This window comes from Paenibacillus sp. IHBB 3054, from assembly GCF_051594305.1.
Taxonomy (GTDB): Bacteria; Bacillota; Bacilli; order Paenibacillales; family Paenibacillaceae; genus Paenibacillus_AQ.
Genome location: NZ_JBOFBG010000017.1, coordinates 108,642 through 123,832 on the forward strand (window position 1 = coordinate 108,642; position 15,191 = coordinate 123,832).

The following is a 15,191-nucleotide window of genomic DNA, read 5'->3' on the forward strand; positions in this document are numbered from 1 at the left end:
AGCCCGCATGGCAAAGGTGGATGAGTGTTGTTGTCTAGTACAAAATATAGTGCAGATTATGTGATCACGATGGATGATATTATACGGGAAGGCCATCCTATTCTCCGCAGTGTAACCGAGCCGGTACAGCTGCCGCTGCAGGATGCTGACCGTGAAGCGCTGCAATGCATGATGCAGTTTCTGAAGAACAGCCAGGACCCGGAGGCTTCCGCCAAACATAAGCTGCGTTCCGGCATTGGCTTATCCGCGAATCAGATCGGCCTTCAGAAGCGGATGTTCGTGATGTACCTGAAGGATGACAAGGGCAGGATTGTGGAGCATACCTGGGTGAATCCCAAGATCATCAGCCATTCGCTGGCGATGGTGTATTTGCCGGAGAGCGAGGGCTGCCTGTCTGTGGACCGGCCGGTTCATGGTTTTGTTCCGAGATATGAGACGGTAAAGGTAAAAGGCTATGATCTGAACGGCAAGGAAATCGTCCTGAAGTTCAAGGGTTACCAGGCCATAGTGATTCAGCATGAAATGGACCACCTGGATGGGATTATGTTCTATGACCGGATCAACCAGGAGAATCCGTTCAAGCTTCCGCAGGATGTAGAAATCCGCAGCCTATATGATCAGAAAGCGAACTGAAGAGAGCTGCTGATGGCAGAAAGCCGTTGTCCTTAGGGATGACGGCTTTTTGTGCTGTGTATCTGAATTTCTTATAAATGGAAAAAATGATACAATGAAACAATCATAGATAGAATGGAAACAGATTACATTGAACCTGGGAGGGAAAAGAAATGGGCTGGAGCAGGATGCCACTACGGGGAATACCGAATGAATACAATGATGAGGCCAGAGTAATTGATGAACAGATCTTAAGACTGGTGCAGCAGCGCAAGGCGCTCTCCGGAGGGAGGGGGCTTTTTCCGGAAGAGGAAACCTTGAAGCAACTGGCGGCGGAGTCTGGTCTTGAGGTTTCGGAAATATCGCTGATTCTAAGCAATCTGAACGAAGCCCGGCCCAGACGGCATTTCTGGGATGAGCCCGGGCCGCTGCTTGGGGTGCTGGCAATAATGAAGACTACGCTGGATGGCGATTTTGAATATATGCTGACCCACTCCATGCAGTATGAGAAGCTAAGCATCGTCACCCTGGAAATCAAGTACTTGAAAGAAACGGTGGAGCAAGTCCGCATTACCCCGATGCTTAAGCTCGCTGTTCTAAGTGAGACAAGCTATGAAGTAGAAAATCACGGTGCAAACGGCGGCGGAGCGCATGTTCACATGCAATTCATGATCTCTCCGCCGCTTCCGGAGGATCTCAGCACCACGCAGTTTTCTCTGGTGCCCGGAAGCAGCAGATTCCAGCGTCCCGTGTTCGAAGAGGTCAAACTGGACAAGCAGATTGATTTCTATTGATCGGCTGATTGATTCCCACACTTGAATCCGGCTATGCAAATAACCCACTGCGGCAAGCCGCAGTGCGTTTGAATTGTTAATGGAAGCAGATGTAATCCGCTTAGTACTCAGTTATTGCAAGCGCGCAGGTCTTTATGATTATTTCTCTGCCGACATTGCCTGGAAGGAAGCTTCCGCAGCTTCCAGTGTTGCGTCAATATCGGCATCCGTATGCGCTGTGGTCAAGAACCAGGCCTCATATTTGGACGGGGCAAGGTTGATCCCGCGGTTCAGCATATGGCGGAAGAAGCTGGCGAACATTTCGCCGTCCGTATCTTGAGCTTCCTCGTAATTGGTGATCGGATGAGCGCAGAAATGGGTGGAGAACGCTCCGCGAATCCGGTTGATCGTCAGCGGGATGCCGTGACGGTCTGCTGATTGCTGCAGTCCCTCTGTCAGCCGGATGGCGAGCCGCTCCATTTCCTCATACACCCCTTCACCCTGCAGCACCTCTAGACAGGCGATACCTGCCGAGATGGAGGCAGGGTTGCCGGCCATGGTTCCGGCCTGGTATGCCGGACCGAGCGGCGCAACCTGCTCCATCACATGCTTGCGGCCGCCGTAAGCGCCGATCGGAAGGCCGCCGCCGATGATTTTGCCGAGCGCGGTCAGGTCAGGTGTAATATCTTCGTGATTATCAAGGCCTGCATAGGTTTGTGTAGAACCGTAATGGAAACGGAAAGCGGTGATGACCTCGTCATAAATGACAAGCGATCCGTTGTCATGGGCCAGCTTGCACAGCCCCTCCAGGAAACCGGGCTCCGGCATAACCATACCGAAATTGCCGACGATCGGCTCCACCATAACAGCGGCCACGTCAGCACCCCATTTCTCCAGCGCCTCGCGCAGTCCGCCAAGATCGTTGAACGGAACGGTGATGACTTCCTGGGCGATGCTGCCGGGGACTCCGGCGCTATCAGGAATGCCCAGCGTAGAAGGGCCGGAGCCGGCAGCGACCAGCACGAGGTCGGAGTGGCCATGGTAGCAGCCGGCGAATTTCACGATCTTGCTGCGCTTGGTATAAGCGCGGGCCACCCGGATTGTGGTCATTACAGCCTCCGTGCCGGAGTTGACGAACCGCACTTTATCCATCGAAGGGATCGCTTCCTTGAGCATTTTGGCCAGCTTGATCTCAAGCTGGGTGGGTGTGCCATACAGGATGCCATTCTGTGCGGCTTCCGTAATCGCCGCTGTGATATGCGGATGGGCATGGCCGGTAATAATCGGCCCGTAGGCTGCGAGGTAATCGATGTACTCGTTGCCGTCCTCGTCCCAGAAGCGTGAGCCTCCCGCGCGTTTCATAAATACCGGCGCTCCGCCGCCAACGGCCTTGAAGGACCGGGAGGGGCTGTTGACGCCTCCGACGATATGCTGAAGGGCTTCCTGATACAACTGTTCTGATGTGGTACGGTTCATGAGTAATTCATCCTTTCATATGTCTTGGGGCAAGGGAACGGGCGAACTGGCGGCGGATGCCGCTGTTCGCCCGTCCTGAGGCCAAGCATGGGTTGTTGATTTAATTGTTCTCTGCGCCAGCGGACGGACTGCTGTCCGGGGAAGCCTCAGACGATGGTGTCGGCTCAGGAGCAGTTATGGTATCCTGCACGAATTGCTTTAGTTTATCTTCACTGCTGATGCCGATAACGGAGGAGCCTCCGCTTGTTGTATCTTCTTTCAGCAAGTTCATCGGCGGTATTTGTACACTGCCGCCCATCGAGCCGTCATAGCCGACGGTGGCAAGCTTCCACATATCGCCCATATCCATGTTGGTATCGATGTATGGGATCACCTCAGACAATATGTTAGGCAGTTTAAGAATGGAAGTGGTGCTGATTACCTTGTCCGAAACAGCCTTAAGGAAACCCCGCTGCCGTTCCGTCCGGGTGAAATCGGATGTCTTATCATGACGGAAACGCACATATTGCAGCGCCATGTTGCCGTCAAGATGCTGAAAGCCTTTCTTCAGATCAATGTCGAATTCCGGCCCGTCAGCTTTTGTCTTGTAGACCATATCTTTTTCAACCTCGTAATCAACCCCGCCGACGGCATCCACCAGCTTGATGAAGCCCTGGAAATCGGTATAGACATAATATTGAATCGGGATGCCCAGCAAGTCGCTTACTGTCTGCATCGCCGTATTGGGTCCGTGTGTAATTGCCGTATTAATACGGTCTTTGCCATGTTCTGGTATAGATACATAGGTATCACGGAGAATGGAGAAGACATAGAACTTCTTTCGCACCGGATCAAGGGAGGCAACCAGCATCGTATCCGAGCGCGGGACTTCCCCTTTCTTCACACCACGGGCATCCACGCCCATAAGCAGGATATTTACAGGCTCCGTGCCTTCCCATTTAGGAGGCTCAGCTATATCCGCCGAAGGGGAGGGAACAGACGCGAACGGCGATTTATCACCCGTCTTGTGCATATTGTCGAGCTGGTTGTAGACGGAGGAGAAATAGTAGACAATTCCGCCGATCACTAGGAGAAGTATAATTGCCAGAGTCCAGAGCAGCGGTTTCTTCTTCGATTTGCCGGCTTTTACGTGCCGTTTCTTTCTTGGAGGCATTTCGTTCTTCCTTTCACATTTGCATTCTCTACATTATAATTTCTTTTAGGAATACAAGCAATTTCGGATTATTCCCCCAATAACTTTAGGAGTGAAGCATAAATGAAGGAAATCGAAATCGGTGATGAAGTCCCTGACTTCAGCCTTCCCGCCTCCACGGGCCGGAACATCAGCTTAAGCCAATATCGCGGCCGCAAGGTGCTGCTTTATTTTTACCCGAAGAATATGACCCCCGCCTGCACACAGGAGGCTTGTGATTTCCGTGACGCCCACGATGTGATTACCGCACAGGGTGCCGTGGTACTCGGAATCAGTACCGACAATCTGGCCTCGCATGCCAAGTTTGCCCTGAAGAACGGCCTGCCTTTTCCGCTCTTGTCCGACGAGGAGCATAGTGTAAGCGAGATGTTCGGGGTGTGGCAGCTGAAAAAACTGTACGGCAAGGAGTTTATGGGCATCGTGCGCTCCACCTTTCTTATAGATGAGCAAGGCAAACTTGCGGCAGCGTGGAGAAAGATCCGTGTTAAGGGTCATGTGGAGACAGCATTGGGTGAAATCACGAAATAATTAAGTATGCTAGTAGTGAATTGTAAATGTCTGTTACATTTTTAACAGCCTTCCTAATGCGCACTCATGATATAGTTGCCTCATATTACTTCAAATTTGGAGCAAGGCATGGTGATGGTATGATGATACTGCGTATTGGGCTGGACGTCGGATCAACTACGGCCAAATTGGTTGTTATGGAACGAAGTACAATTATTTATCAGGATTACGTGAGACATTATAGCGATATAAAAAAAGCGGCTCTATCCCTCCTGTCAGATGTACAGCACAGGTTCCCGGATAGAGAGGCAGCATTGACTGTAAGCGGTTCCTCAGGGCTGTCCTTATCAAAGCTTGGCGGAGTACCCTTTGTCCAGGAGGTCATCGCCTGCACCAAAGCGATCAGCGAGCTGATTCCAGGGTGCGATACGGCGATTGAGCTTGGCGGGGAGGACGCCAAGATTATTTATTTAAGCGGGGGCATTGAACAGCGGATGAACACCGCCTGCGCCGGCGGCACCGGAGCGTTCATCGACCAGATGGCTTCGCTGCTGCAGACCGACCCCGCCGGGCTGAATACGCTGGCAGAGAAGCATGAACGGATCTACCCGATCGCCTCGCGCTGCGGCGTATTCGCCAAGAGCGATGTGCAGCCGCTGCTGAACGAAGGGGCGCGGCGTGAGGATGTCGCGGCTTCGATCTTCCAGAGCATCGTGAACCAGACGATCAGCGGCCTCGCCTGCGGCCGTCCGATTCGTGGACGGGTGGCTTTCCTGGGCGGACCGCTGACGTTTCTGCCCGCCTTGCGGGAACGTTTCGCGGAGACGCTGGGACTGAAGGAAGGGGAGGTACTGTTCCCGGAACGCTCGCAATATTTTGTCGCGATTGGTTCGGCGCTGTCACAGAGCGACGCGCTCGTGCTGCCGCTATCCGGCTGGCTGGAACGGATAGAAGCGGTGGATTTCAAGGCGGACCGTGCAGAGGATGCCGAACTGGCGCCTCTGTTTGCGACGGCGGAGGATCTAGCTGAGTTCCGGCTTCGCCATGGCAGGGCCTCGGTTGCCCGCGCTGAGCTGGCTTCATACCGCGGACCTTGTTATCTCGGCATTGATGCCGGTTCGACGACAACAAAGCTTGTTATTACTGGCTCCGCCGATGAAATTCTCTATACCTTTTACGGAAGCAACAAAGGCAATCCGCTGCATTCCGTCACCGATGCGCTGAAGGAGATCTACCGGATTCTGCCGGAAGGCTGCTATATCGCCGGCTCATATGCGACTGGTTACGGCGAAGGACTGGTTAAGGCCGGGCTGCGTACCGACGGCGGTGAAGTGGAGACAGTGGCCCACTATAAGGCTGCGTCCAAGTTCATGCCTGAGGTGGACTTTATTCTGGATATCGGTGGACAGGATATGAAATGCATCAAGATCCGCGGAGGGGCAATTGACAGCCTGATGCTGAATGAAGCCTGCTCGGCGGGCTGCGGCTCTTTTCTGGAGAGCTTCGCCTCCGCGCTGGAGCTCGGTATTGAGGAATTTGCCAAGTCCGCGCTGGAGTCGAGCAAACCGGTGAATCTGGGCTCGCGCTGTACAGTATTTATGAATTCCAAGGTGAAGCAGGTGCAGAAGGAAGGGGCTTCCCTGGCTGACCTGTCCGCAGGACTCGCCTATTCCGTAATCAAGAACGCTCTGCAAAAGGTTATCAAAATCCGCAACCCCGAGGACCTCGGGCGCAATATCATTGTGCAGGGCGGCACCTTCTATAACGAAGCCGTACTGCGGGCTTTTGAGCTGCTGACTGGCCGAACTGTGGTCAGACCTGATATTGCCGGTGTTATGGGAGCCTACGGCTGTGCGATTATTGCCAGAGAACATGCCGGCTTGGACGGCTTCAGCACGATTCTTGGCCCGGAAGAGCTGGAAACCTTCCAATATCAGGTGTCACCGGGCCGCTGCAGCCGCTGTGCCAACAATTGCGCACTGACTATCAGCCGTTTCCCCGATAAGAGCTTTCACGTCACCGGCAACCGCTGCGAACGCGGTGCGGGTGGCAAGAAAGAGAAGAACAACCTGCCGAACCTGATGCAGTATAAATATGAACGGTTCTTTGACTATGAAGGGCTGCCGGAAGAACAGGCAGAGCGGGGCACCGTCGGCATTCCGCGGACCATGAATATGTTTGAGAATTATCCGTTCTGGTACACCTTTTTTACGACTCTGCGCTACCGGACAGTGTTGTCGCCGAAGTCGAGCAAGAAGCTGTATGAGAGCGGAATGGATACGATTCCTTCCGAATCGATCTGCTATCCCGCTAAGATGGCCCATGGGCATGTGCAGAGCCTGATCGGCAAAGGCGTCGATTTTATCTTTTATCCGGCGGTTGTGTATGAGAAGAAGGAGGACGATGCGGCGCAGAATCACTTCAACTGCCCGGTGGTTGCTTCTTATCCTGAGGTTATCCGCAATAATATGGATGGTCTCAAGGAAAATGGTGTTCCGCTCGTCAGCCCGTTTCTGACCTTCGATGATATTTCGGCCCTGACCAAGAGTCTGTTCAAGACCTTTATGGATATTCCGAGAGAAGAGATAGCGGCAGCGGTACAGGCTGGAATTGCCGAAGCCGAGCAAGCCAAAAATGATCTGCGTAAGAAGGGTGAAGAAACGCTGGCGTTTCTGACCTCCACCGGGACAAAGGGGATTCTGCTCTGCGGCCATCCCTACCATGCCGATCCTGAAATCAATCACGGCATCGCCGATATGATTACCGGAATGGGGCTCGCCGTGCTGACCGAGGATTCAGTCTGCCATCTGGACCGCAGCGAAGGCGATGTGGCTGTAGTGAATCAATGGACGTACCACGCCCGGATGTACCGTGCCGCCCGCCTTGCAGCCGGCAGAAATGATCTGGAGCTGGTGCAGCTCACCTCCTTCGGCTGCGGCATCGACGCGATCACTTGTGATGCCGTGCAGGAGATTATGGAGCGCCACAACAAGGTATACACCCTGATCAAGATTGATGAGATCAGCAATCTCGGCGCCGCGCGCATCCGGCTGCGCTCGCTGCAGGCAGCGATGCGCGAGCGTGAGAAGGGCGATGTGCAGCCGCAGCTCCTCTATAAGACGCAGGCCAACGTTCCGTTTACGAAGGAAATGAAGGAGACCTATACCATCCTGGCACCGCAGATGTCGCCGGTTCACTTTGAATTGTTCGAACGCGTTTTCCGTGACGCCGGGTACCGTCTCAAGGTACTGGAAACCACCGGTCCGCAGGAGACCGAGGAAGGTCTCAGATTCGTCAATAATGATGCGTGTTATCCGGCGATTGTCACCATCGGGCAAATCCTCTCTGCTCTGAAGAGCGGCGATTACGATCCTAACCGGACAGCGGTCATCATGTCGCAGACAGGCGGGGGCTGCCGGGCTACCAACTATATCTCGCTGCTGCGCAAGGCGCTGAAGGATTCAGACCTGGGGCAAATTCCCGTCATCTCCCTCAATGCTTCGGGAATGGAGAATCAGCCAGGCTTCCGCATCCACCTCAAGCTGGCGAACCGGCTGATCGCCGCTGCCTGCTATGGTGATCTGATGATGCGGCTGCTGCACCGTTTCAGACCCTATGAGCGGATTCCGGGAAGCACGGAAGCCCTCTACCGCAAAGGAATGGAGCGCTGCAAGAGCAGCTTGTCGACGTTCTCCTTCCGGGAGTATAAGCGGGTGATCCGCGAGATTGTCGCTGAATTCAGCCGCCTGGCGGTCACACCGGCAGTGAAGCCACGGGTGGGAATTGTCGGCGAAATACTGATTAAGTTCCATCCGGACGCCAACAACCGGATCATTGAGATGATCGAAGCCGAAGGCGGCGAAGCAGTAATGCCGGACTTCCTCGATTTTATCTTTTATTGCGTGTACAATCCGATCTACAAAGCGGAGCAATTCGGCAAAAGCAAGAAGCTGGGATACATCAATCCCATGCTGATCTCCTATCTGGAAATCTACCGCAAGCCGGTTAAAGTGGCGCTGGAGGAAGCGGGACTTGCCAAAGGCCGCGAGAATATTTACGGCCTCGCCGAGAAGGCCAGCCGGCTTGTATCTGTCGGCAATCAGATGGGCGAAGGCTGGTTCCTGACGGCGGAGATGATGGATTTGCTGGATAACGGTGTGAATAACATTGTCTGCATCCAGCCGTTTGCCTGCCTGCCGAACCATATTACCGGACGCGGATCTATTAAAGGACTGAAAGAGCTGTATCCCGGAGCCAATATCGCGGCCATTGATTATGATGCCGGGGTCAGTGTAGTGAACCAGGCCAACCGGATCAAACTGATGATGTCGATCGCCTGCGGTCTGGAAAGCGGCAGCAGTTCAACTCCTGCTGAAATCACAGGACCACAGCGGCCGGTGGTGGTGGGGAGTTTAGGGAGCGGGGTATAAGAAAAGTGCAGTTCATATAATGCAATCCATATTAAAAAGCGGGTCCGGGGCAATTCCCCCGGGTCCGCTTTATTTTATAAGAAACATTATATAGATTGAACTTGAGAATTACATTTAGGGAAAAGTGGGGGAGGGGAATTTTGGAACTGGAGGAGCGATAGCGTCCGCCTTTAGGTTTGGATTTCTACCGCGATTCGCGGTTAAATTCAGGAAATCCAAACCTAACAGCGGCCGGAAGTCCAAATATTCTCTGGAGTCACGGACAATCCCAAAATAGAAGGATTATAAGTTCAATTTATATAGAACGATCTTATTTCTGCAGCTTAAGCTTCACGCGCATCGCTTTGTTGAGGTGAATGAAATTATGCCTTGTGGCAGGCATCAGCACCAGACCGGCGATATTTTTATTTCCCCAATAATCAATCAGCCATTGCTCCGTATCTTTTACCGCCCCTTCCTCCGATATTCTTCTGATCCTGGCAGGACTCAGCTTTGCCCTCAATTGCTCCGAGCTCAGTGAAGGAAGGATACTCCGCGTTCTGCCGGCAACCGCTCTCCTGTACTCAAATAAAGACTCGATATGAACCGACGAGCTAAAACCGGAAATTTCTTCATCGGTCATGCCATTGCCTGAATGAAGGTAAACCGTCTGTAATTTGTCGGCAAAATGCGCCTCGTGAAGAACCTGCCCGCTGCCGGCGGCAAGAATATTCATTGTGATATCTTCAATTCTCGCGCTGTGCCAAAGATGCCACACTATAGAATTTTTACTACCGGGGGTATGTACTGGATAGCTGCGTAGAGTCTGCTCGCGGATATCTTTCAGGAGTTCGTCTTCATAGGTTGGCTGCTCCGGATGTTCCCCGTTTGACGCGTACAGAGAGGCATGCAATCTCAGGAATAAAGCAACCGCATTCTCATGCTCCTCCGGCCTCTTCAGGAGTCCCGTTAAAGCTTTATGTCCGTCACTCCAAATTTTGCGCTGTTCAAGGTTCATTGCACAATCACCGCTTTCGAGTATTGTCATCCATCTAAATTATATCTAAAATCCCCTAAGCTGGGCGTTCTGGAAGGGTGTCTATTCTGGGGCGAAGCATGTTAGTTGAATGAAACGAAAAAATAGTTTTTCAGAAATTTTCAGTAATTTTATTGACGGATAAATAGGTAAAGAGTAAAATAGTTCGTATACGAAGTATTTATTTATCAAACTAACGGGGTGATGGTGTTGGAGGAAAAAGAACAGCAGCTTGATGATATTCTGACCTCTTTCCGCTGTATCAATCATAATTTCCAGCAGCTTTTGTGGAAGGACGCAGAGGAGCTGCAGATTACCTCCACCCAACTGATGGTGCTGCGAAAATTGGCCATGCACCCAGACATCGGAATTACCGAGCTTGCCGACCTGCTCCATTTGGGGAACAGCGCTGCTAGCGGAGTAGTTGACCGTATGGTAAAGGCAGGACTGATCACCAGACAACGCTCGCAGAGCGATCGGCGTATATTCAATCTGGCGGTGACGGATAAAGGTCAGGAAATCAGGGATCGAAGCAAGCAGTCCATGAGAAAGCATTTGCAGCCGCTGTCCGACATACCTTCAGAGGATGTCAAGGAACTGCTGCGGCTTCATGGTGAAATCGTAAAAATTTTGGTACAAGGGAGAGATAAAAAGTAGCCATGAGTACAATAACTGCTAACGCTGCTGCGGAAACTAAGGCTATACGCAAAGGGCCTATCATCGCAGCGCTCTTAATTGGCGCTTTCGTCGCGTTGTTGAATCAAACGCTGATGAATGTGGCGCTTCCGAAAATGATGGAGGATCTTAACATTGTCGCCAATACGGCTCAATGGCTGACCACAGGGTTTATGCTTGTGAACGGTGTGCTCATTCCAATTAGTGCTTTTCTGGTGGAGAAGTTTACCACCCGCCAGTTGTTTACTACGGCAATGATACTATTTTCCATAGGTACGCTTGTCTGCGGTATCGGAACCGGATTTGAAATGATTATGGTCGGCAGAGTAATCCAGGCTGTCGGTGCCGGTATTCTGATGCCGTTGATGAACATTGTGTTCCTGCGTATCTTCCCGATTGAAGAACGCGGTAAAGCCATGGGGCTCATGGCGGTAGCGATGATTTTTGCCCCGGCAATCGGACCTACCCTCTCGGGCTGGGTTGTGCAGAACTATTCCTGGCGGGTACTGTTCTTTATCGTACTGCCGCTGGCCATTTTCTCCACACTGCTTGGGATGAAGACTATGCAGAACGTCGGAAAGCTGACTTCTCCGAAGCTGGATAAGACCGGCATCGTGTTCTCAACCCTTGGGTTCGGCGGACTGCTGTACGGCTTCAGTGATGCCGGAACAGACGGCTGGGGCAGCACGACTGTTATTGCCTGTCTGATCCTCGGAACGCTGGCATTGGCCCTGTTTGTATGGCGCGAGCTTACCACCGACAAACCTCTGCTTGAATTCCGCATTTTCCGTTATAACATGTACTCACTTACAACGGTAATCAATATTATTATTACCATGGCCATGTACGCCGGTATGATCCTGCTGCCAATCTATCTTCAGACCATCCGCGGCTTTACACCGATGGAATCCGGGTTGATGCTGCTGCCGGGTGCCATTCTGATGGGGATTATGTCTCCGATTACCGGGATTATCTTTGATAAAATCGGGGCAAGATGGCTGGCGGTTATCGGTTTGCTGATTACCACCATTACGACATGGGAATTCAGTCAAATTACGGATTCCACAACCTATACACATCTGATCCTGACGTATACGGCGCGGATGTTCGGGATGTCGATGCTGATGATGCCGATTGTGACAGCCGGACTTAACCAGCTGCCGCAGCGGCTCAGCTCGCACGGTACAGCGATGTCGAACACACTACGTACAGTCGGGGGAGCACTTGGGATGGCGCTGTTTGTCAGCCTGATGACCAACCGTACGAAGAGCAATATTACGGAAGCAGTAACCAGCGGCGCGGTCTCACAGACCGATAAGGCGGCGATGCTCAAACTTACACAGGACGCGACGATCAATGGGATTACCCATGCATTCGCTGTAGCAACCTGGGTGACCGTAGTGGCTCTGGTGCTGGCCTTGTTCATCAAGAAGACTTCACCGCAGCCGGACTTCCTGAAGACGGAAGAAGCCGAGTCTTTACAACCGCAAGCAGTTAAATCTCAACAAGCATAACTTGTGATGTACTCAAGAAGGGACTATCCAGCACCGGCGGGTGTATGGCTAGTCCCTTTTGTTATGGAGAAGACCCCGCTTACTCCACCGCGGCTGCCGTCTTCCAGCGTTTCAGTGAAGGAAGCGTGTCGGCGAGCAGCTTGTGCGCCGCAGCCTCATCTATGCCTTCCTCCACCATGAATCCGGTGCAGAGGTCGGTCATGCCCTGCAGCGTAAGGTCAGGCTGCTTGAATTCCCCAGCTTCGTAACAGTAGATGCAATAATCCTCATTCTTAGTGCCATCCTGCTCGCTGCCCAGCAGCTCCGCTTCAGGCATTGGCATTCCGCAGCTCTGGCAGAATACGGCCTCATGTTGAGGGGTCGAAGACTCTTCTATATTCATATCAACACACTCCCTTAGATTTCGCGGGACAAGTACCGCCCGCATTCCAGTCCAGTATAAACCAACAAACTGGACAGCATTCAGTCAGGTTTGTTGGAGCGTTGCTAGCGTTTGGAAATTATCTATATTTTGCTGCGATGCCTGCAGCAAGTTCGCCCATCCGGAGGCGGATATGCTCCGGCTCCAGCACCTCAACCGAGGTTCCGAACCCCAGCAAAAAACCGTAAAGCCAGTTATCCTCCGGATAATGAACCCTAACGGTGTACCCGCCGTTGCCGTCCGGCTGAAGTTCAGTCGAATCAAAATAATCTTCGGCGAGATGTTTGCCTGCCGCTGAGAAATGCAGTACCACTGGCAGTGAGTCAGCGGGCCGCATCCACCCTTTAGTCCAGGGGAAATCCTTCAGGGGGATATCCTGCCGGACATACACCCGGTCTTCCTTCACCAGCGCTTTCATACGCAGCAGCTTGAATAAGCGGAACTCTCCGTGCTTTGCACACAGGCCGTACAAATACCAGGCTTGCCCTTTGAGCACCAGCGTGTAAGGTTCCACAGAGCGCTTGCTCATCCTGCCGTCGGCGTTTACATATTCGAAGGCGACAGCGACTCCTTCCTCCAGCGCTTCCTTGAGCAGAGTTAGCCGTTCTTCCAGGGGGCCATTCAGCCCCCAAGGAGAGAAATCGACGATCAACTGAGTTGTTTTGCTGCGGAAGGCGGCGGATTGGGCAGGGGGGATTACACTGCTGATTTTTTCCATCAGCAGTGTGTGTTCTCCTCCGACATAGGAAGAGACGCTTTGCAAAGCGGTGAAAATATCGGCCAGCTCACGCTCCGTCAGCAGATTGCGGTCCAGCCGGTATCCCTCCATGAGACCAATTCCGCCGTTTGCACCCTGATAGGTTACGACAGGGATGCCAGCATTGTTAATGCTGTCGATATCGCGGTAGATGGTGCGGGCGGAGACCTCGAACATGTCGGCCAGCTCCTTGGCCTGAATGAGCGGGCGGTTCATCAACAGGATAACTATGGAGAGCAAACGATCTATTTTCAAAAGATGAGTCCCTTCTTTCCCGGAGAGTTGCAGTCAACCCTCATTCTATAATTTTGGCCAAAGAAAGAAAATAAAACATTGTCATAAATATGTTATTCGATTAATATCTAATTAGATATTTATTTAATCTTTAGATTGTGAGGGTTCATGAAATGACACAAACCGGAAATGGATTATCTGTTCTGCGCGGGCAGGGGTATTCCAGGCTGTTCGCAGCCGGATTAATCAATGGAATAGGCGACCGGTTCAGCAGTGTGGCCATGCTGGCGCTGGTGCTTCAACTGACCGGATCGGGAATGGCGGTAGGCATATCGCTTGGTGTAAGGGTGCTGCCCTATCTTTTTATGGCTCCGCTCGGCGGGATGCTGGCTGGCAGGCTGCCGCGCAAAACGATTATGATGGCCGTTGATATTATGCGGGTGCCTGTAGCCTTGTCCTTTCTTTGGATCAATGGGGAGGACCGGTTGTGGCTGCTGTATGCGGGCAGTTTTATACTGGCAGCGGGAGAGGCGGTTTACAGTCCGGTCCGCAAGTCTTCTATTCCGCTCCTGGCTGCTCCGGATTCATTGCTCCGCATTAATGGCCTGGAACAGCTGATGAATGGCTCTGTGCTCATTCTAGGGGCCTTTACGGGAGGGCTGGTGTCCCTTTGGTTCGGGCCTGAGACGGCATTTGTCATGAACGCCGCATCTTTTCTGGTTGCAGCCTTATTGCTATGGGGTTTGCAGTTTCCGCAAAATGCCGGGAAAACTGAAGCGGGAACAAAACATAATGCTTCCGCAGAGCAGAGCGATCTGCAGCAAGGCAAAGCAGGGCGCCTGCGGACGCTTAAATACTTGGCAGGGGGAAGTCTCGTGCTGCAGGTTATTATTGGTTATGAGCTGCTGGTGCCGGTTATCAACGGCTGGGACAATGTGCTGATCAGTGTGTATGCCGTGCAGGTGTTTCATGCCGGGGATGTCGGAGTCGGGGCATTTTATGCGGCACTTGGCATCGGGCTAAGCCTCAGTTTTTTTGCCGGTCGTCTGGTGAAGAAGAGGCTGCTCGCGGTGGCGCTGGCAGGATTGCTGGCGGAAGGCCTGCTGCTGATGGGGATCAGTGCCAGCATCCATTTTGCGGCCGCATTTCTACTGTATATTCTGCTGTCTTTATCGGGTGGGGTTGGCAATGCCTGTCTGGACACGCTGGTGATGAGAGAGACGCCGTCTTCCATGCAGCCGGTTATTTTCGGAATGCTGTCGGCGGCGGGCGGTACACTGATTGGGGTATCGATGCTAACCGCAGGCTGGCTGCTTGACTACGTGGAACCCCGGCAATTAGGTTTTGCCGGAGGTGCCGGTTTTGCCGGAATTGCGCTGCTACTGGGAGGATATTACATGGTTCGCAGCAAACGGAAGAGTCTGTCCCGTATTTAAAGTCTGTAAGTTCATCTCGAGTTGCATAAGAAAAGCAGCTGTCGATGCTCTTCGAAGGGTTCTTCGAATTATGCGTCAAACGGCTGCTTTTTTATTGTTTCAAGTTGCGTGGCGCCCCCGGAAACTCTCTATGTTTTTTGCATTATGCT

The 15,191-nt window shown here is 52.5% G+C and carries 12 protein-coding genes; 7 read left to right on the plus strand and 5 right to left on the minus strand.

Annotated elements, in window-relative coordinates:
- Window positions 1-69 precede the first annotated feature (69 nt).
- Window positions 70-633: a peptide deformylase gene (gene def, locus ACQ76X_RS19060; protein ID WP_438495478.1), complete on the plus strand. Its 564-nt coding sequence runs from the start codon at window positions 70-72 to the stop codon at window positions 631-633.
- 152 nt (window positions 634-785) lie between these two features.
- Window positions 786-1,406: a hypothetical protein gene (locus tag ACQ76X_RS19065; RefSeq protein ID WP_438495449.1), complete on the plus strand. Its 621-nt coding sequence runs from the start codon at window positions 786-788 to the stop codon at window positions 1,404-1,406.
- A gap of 138 nt (window positions 1,407-1,544) precedes the next feature.
- Here ACQ76X_RS19065 and ACQ76X_RS19070 read toward each other — a convergent pair whose 3' ends face one another.
- Window positions 1,545-2,861 (minus strand): glutamate-1-semialdehyde 2,1-aminomutase, encoded by a 1,317-nt coding sequence (locus tag ACQ76X_RS19070; RefSeq protein WP_341089635.1) that lies wholly within the window; start codon window positions 2,859-2,861, stop codon window positions 1,545-1,547.
- 100 nt (window positions 2,862-2,961) lie between these two features.
- Window positions 2,962-4,014, minus strand: a complete 1,053-nt coding sequence (locus ACQ76X_RS19075) for an LCP family protein (protein ID WP_438495450.1) — start codon at window positions 4,012-4,014, stop codon at window positions 2,962-2,964.
- 102 nt (window positions 4,015-4,116) lie between these two features.
- Here ACQ76X_RS19075 and bcp point away from each other — a divergent pair, with 102 nt between their 5' ends.
- Both bcp and ACQ76X_RS19085 read left to right on the plus strand, forming a co-directional pair.
- A complete protein-coding gene (gene bcp, locus ACQ76X_RS19080) occupies window positions 4,117-4,581 on the plus strand; it encodes a thioredoxin-dependent thiol peroxidase (protein WP_438495451.1) in 465 nt (154 codons plus the stop codon).
- Window positions 4,582-4,700: 119 nt separating this feature from the next.
- Window positions 4,701-8,990 (plus strand): acyl-CoA dehydratase activase-related protein, encoded by a 4,290-nt coding sequence (locus ACQ76X_RS19085; RefSeq protein ID WP_438495452.1) that lies wholly within the window; start codon window positions 4,701-4,703, stop codon window positions 8,988-8,990.
- 310 nt (window positions 8,991-9,300) lie between these two features.
- Here ACQ76X_RS19085 and ACQ76X_RS19090 read toward each other — a convergent pair whose 3' ends face one another.
- Window positions 9,301-9,987 carry a DinB family protein gene (locus ACQ76X_RS19090; RefSeq protein WP_438495453.1) on the minus strand — a complete coding sequence of 229 codons (687 nt, stop codon included), beginning with the start codon at window positions 9,985-9,987 and terminating at the stop codon, window positions 9,301-9,303.
- Window positions 9,988-10,215: 228 nt separating this feature from the next.
- Between ACQ76X_RS19090 and ACQ76X_RS19095 the strand changes: the two genes are divergently transcribed.
- Together ACQ76X_RS19095 and ACQ76X_RS19100 are read left to right on the plus strand one after the other, a co-directional pair.
- A complete protein-coding gene (locus tag ACQ76X_RS19095) occupies window positions 10,216-10,662 on the plus strand; it encodes a MarR family winged helix-turn-helix transcriptional regulator (RefSeq protein ID WP_438495454.1) in 447 nt (148 codons plus the stop codon).
- A gap of 2 nt (window positions 10,663-10,664) precedes the next feature.
- Window positions 10,665-12,194 carry a DHA2 family efflux MFS transporter permease subunit gene (locus ACQ76X_RS19100; protein WP_438495455.1) on the plus strand — a complete coding sequence of 510 codons (1,530 nt, stop codon included), beginning with the start codon at window positions 10,665-10,667 and terminating at the stop codon, window positions 12,192-12,194.
- A gap of 79 nt (window positions 12,195-12,273) precedes the next feature.
- Here the strand turns inward: ACQ76X_RS19100 and ACQ76X_RS19105 are convergent, their stop codons facing one another.
- Both ACQ76X_RS19105 and ACQ76X_RS19110 read right to left on the minus strand, forming a co-directional pair.
- Window positions 12,274-12,576: a zinc ribbon domain-containing protein gene (locus ACQ76X_RS19105; RefSeq protein WP_438495456.1), complete on the minus strand. Its 303-nt coding sequence runs from the start codon at window positions 12,574-12,576 to the stop codon at window positions 12,274-12,276.
- 118 nt (window positions 12,577-12,694) lie between these two features.
- Window positions 12,695-13,627, minus strand: coding sequence for a helix-turn-helix transcriptional regulator (locus ACQ76X_RS19110; RefSeq protein ID WP_438495457.1), 933 nt, complete (start codon window positions 13,625-13,627; stop codon window positions 12,695-12,697).
- Between the two features lie 152 nt (window positions 13,628-13,779).
- Between ACQ76X_RS19110 and ACQ76X_RS19115 the strand changes: the two genes are divergently transcribed.
- Window positions 13,780-15,042 carry an MFS transporter gene (locus tag ACQ76X_RS19115; RefSeq protein ID WP_438495458.1) on the plus strand — a complete coding sequence of 421 codons (1,263 nt, stop codon included), beginning with the start codon at window positions 13,780-13,782 and terminating at the stop codon, window positions 15,040-15,042.
- Window positions 15,043-15,191: the final 149 nt, after the last annotated feature.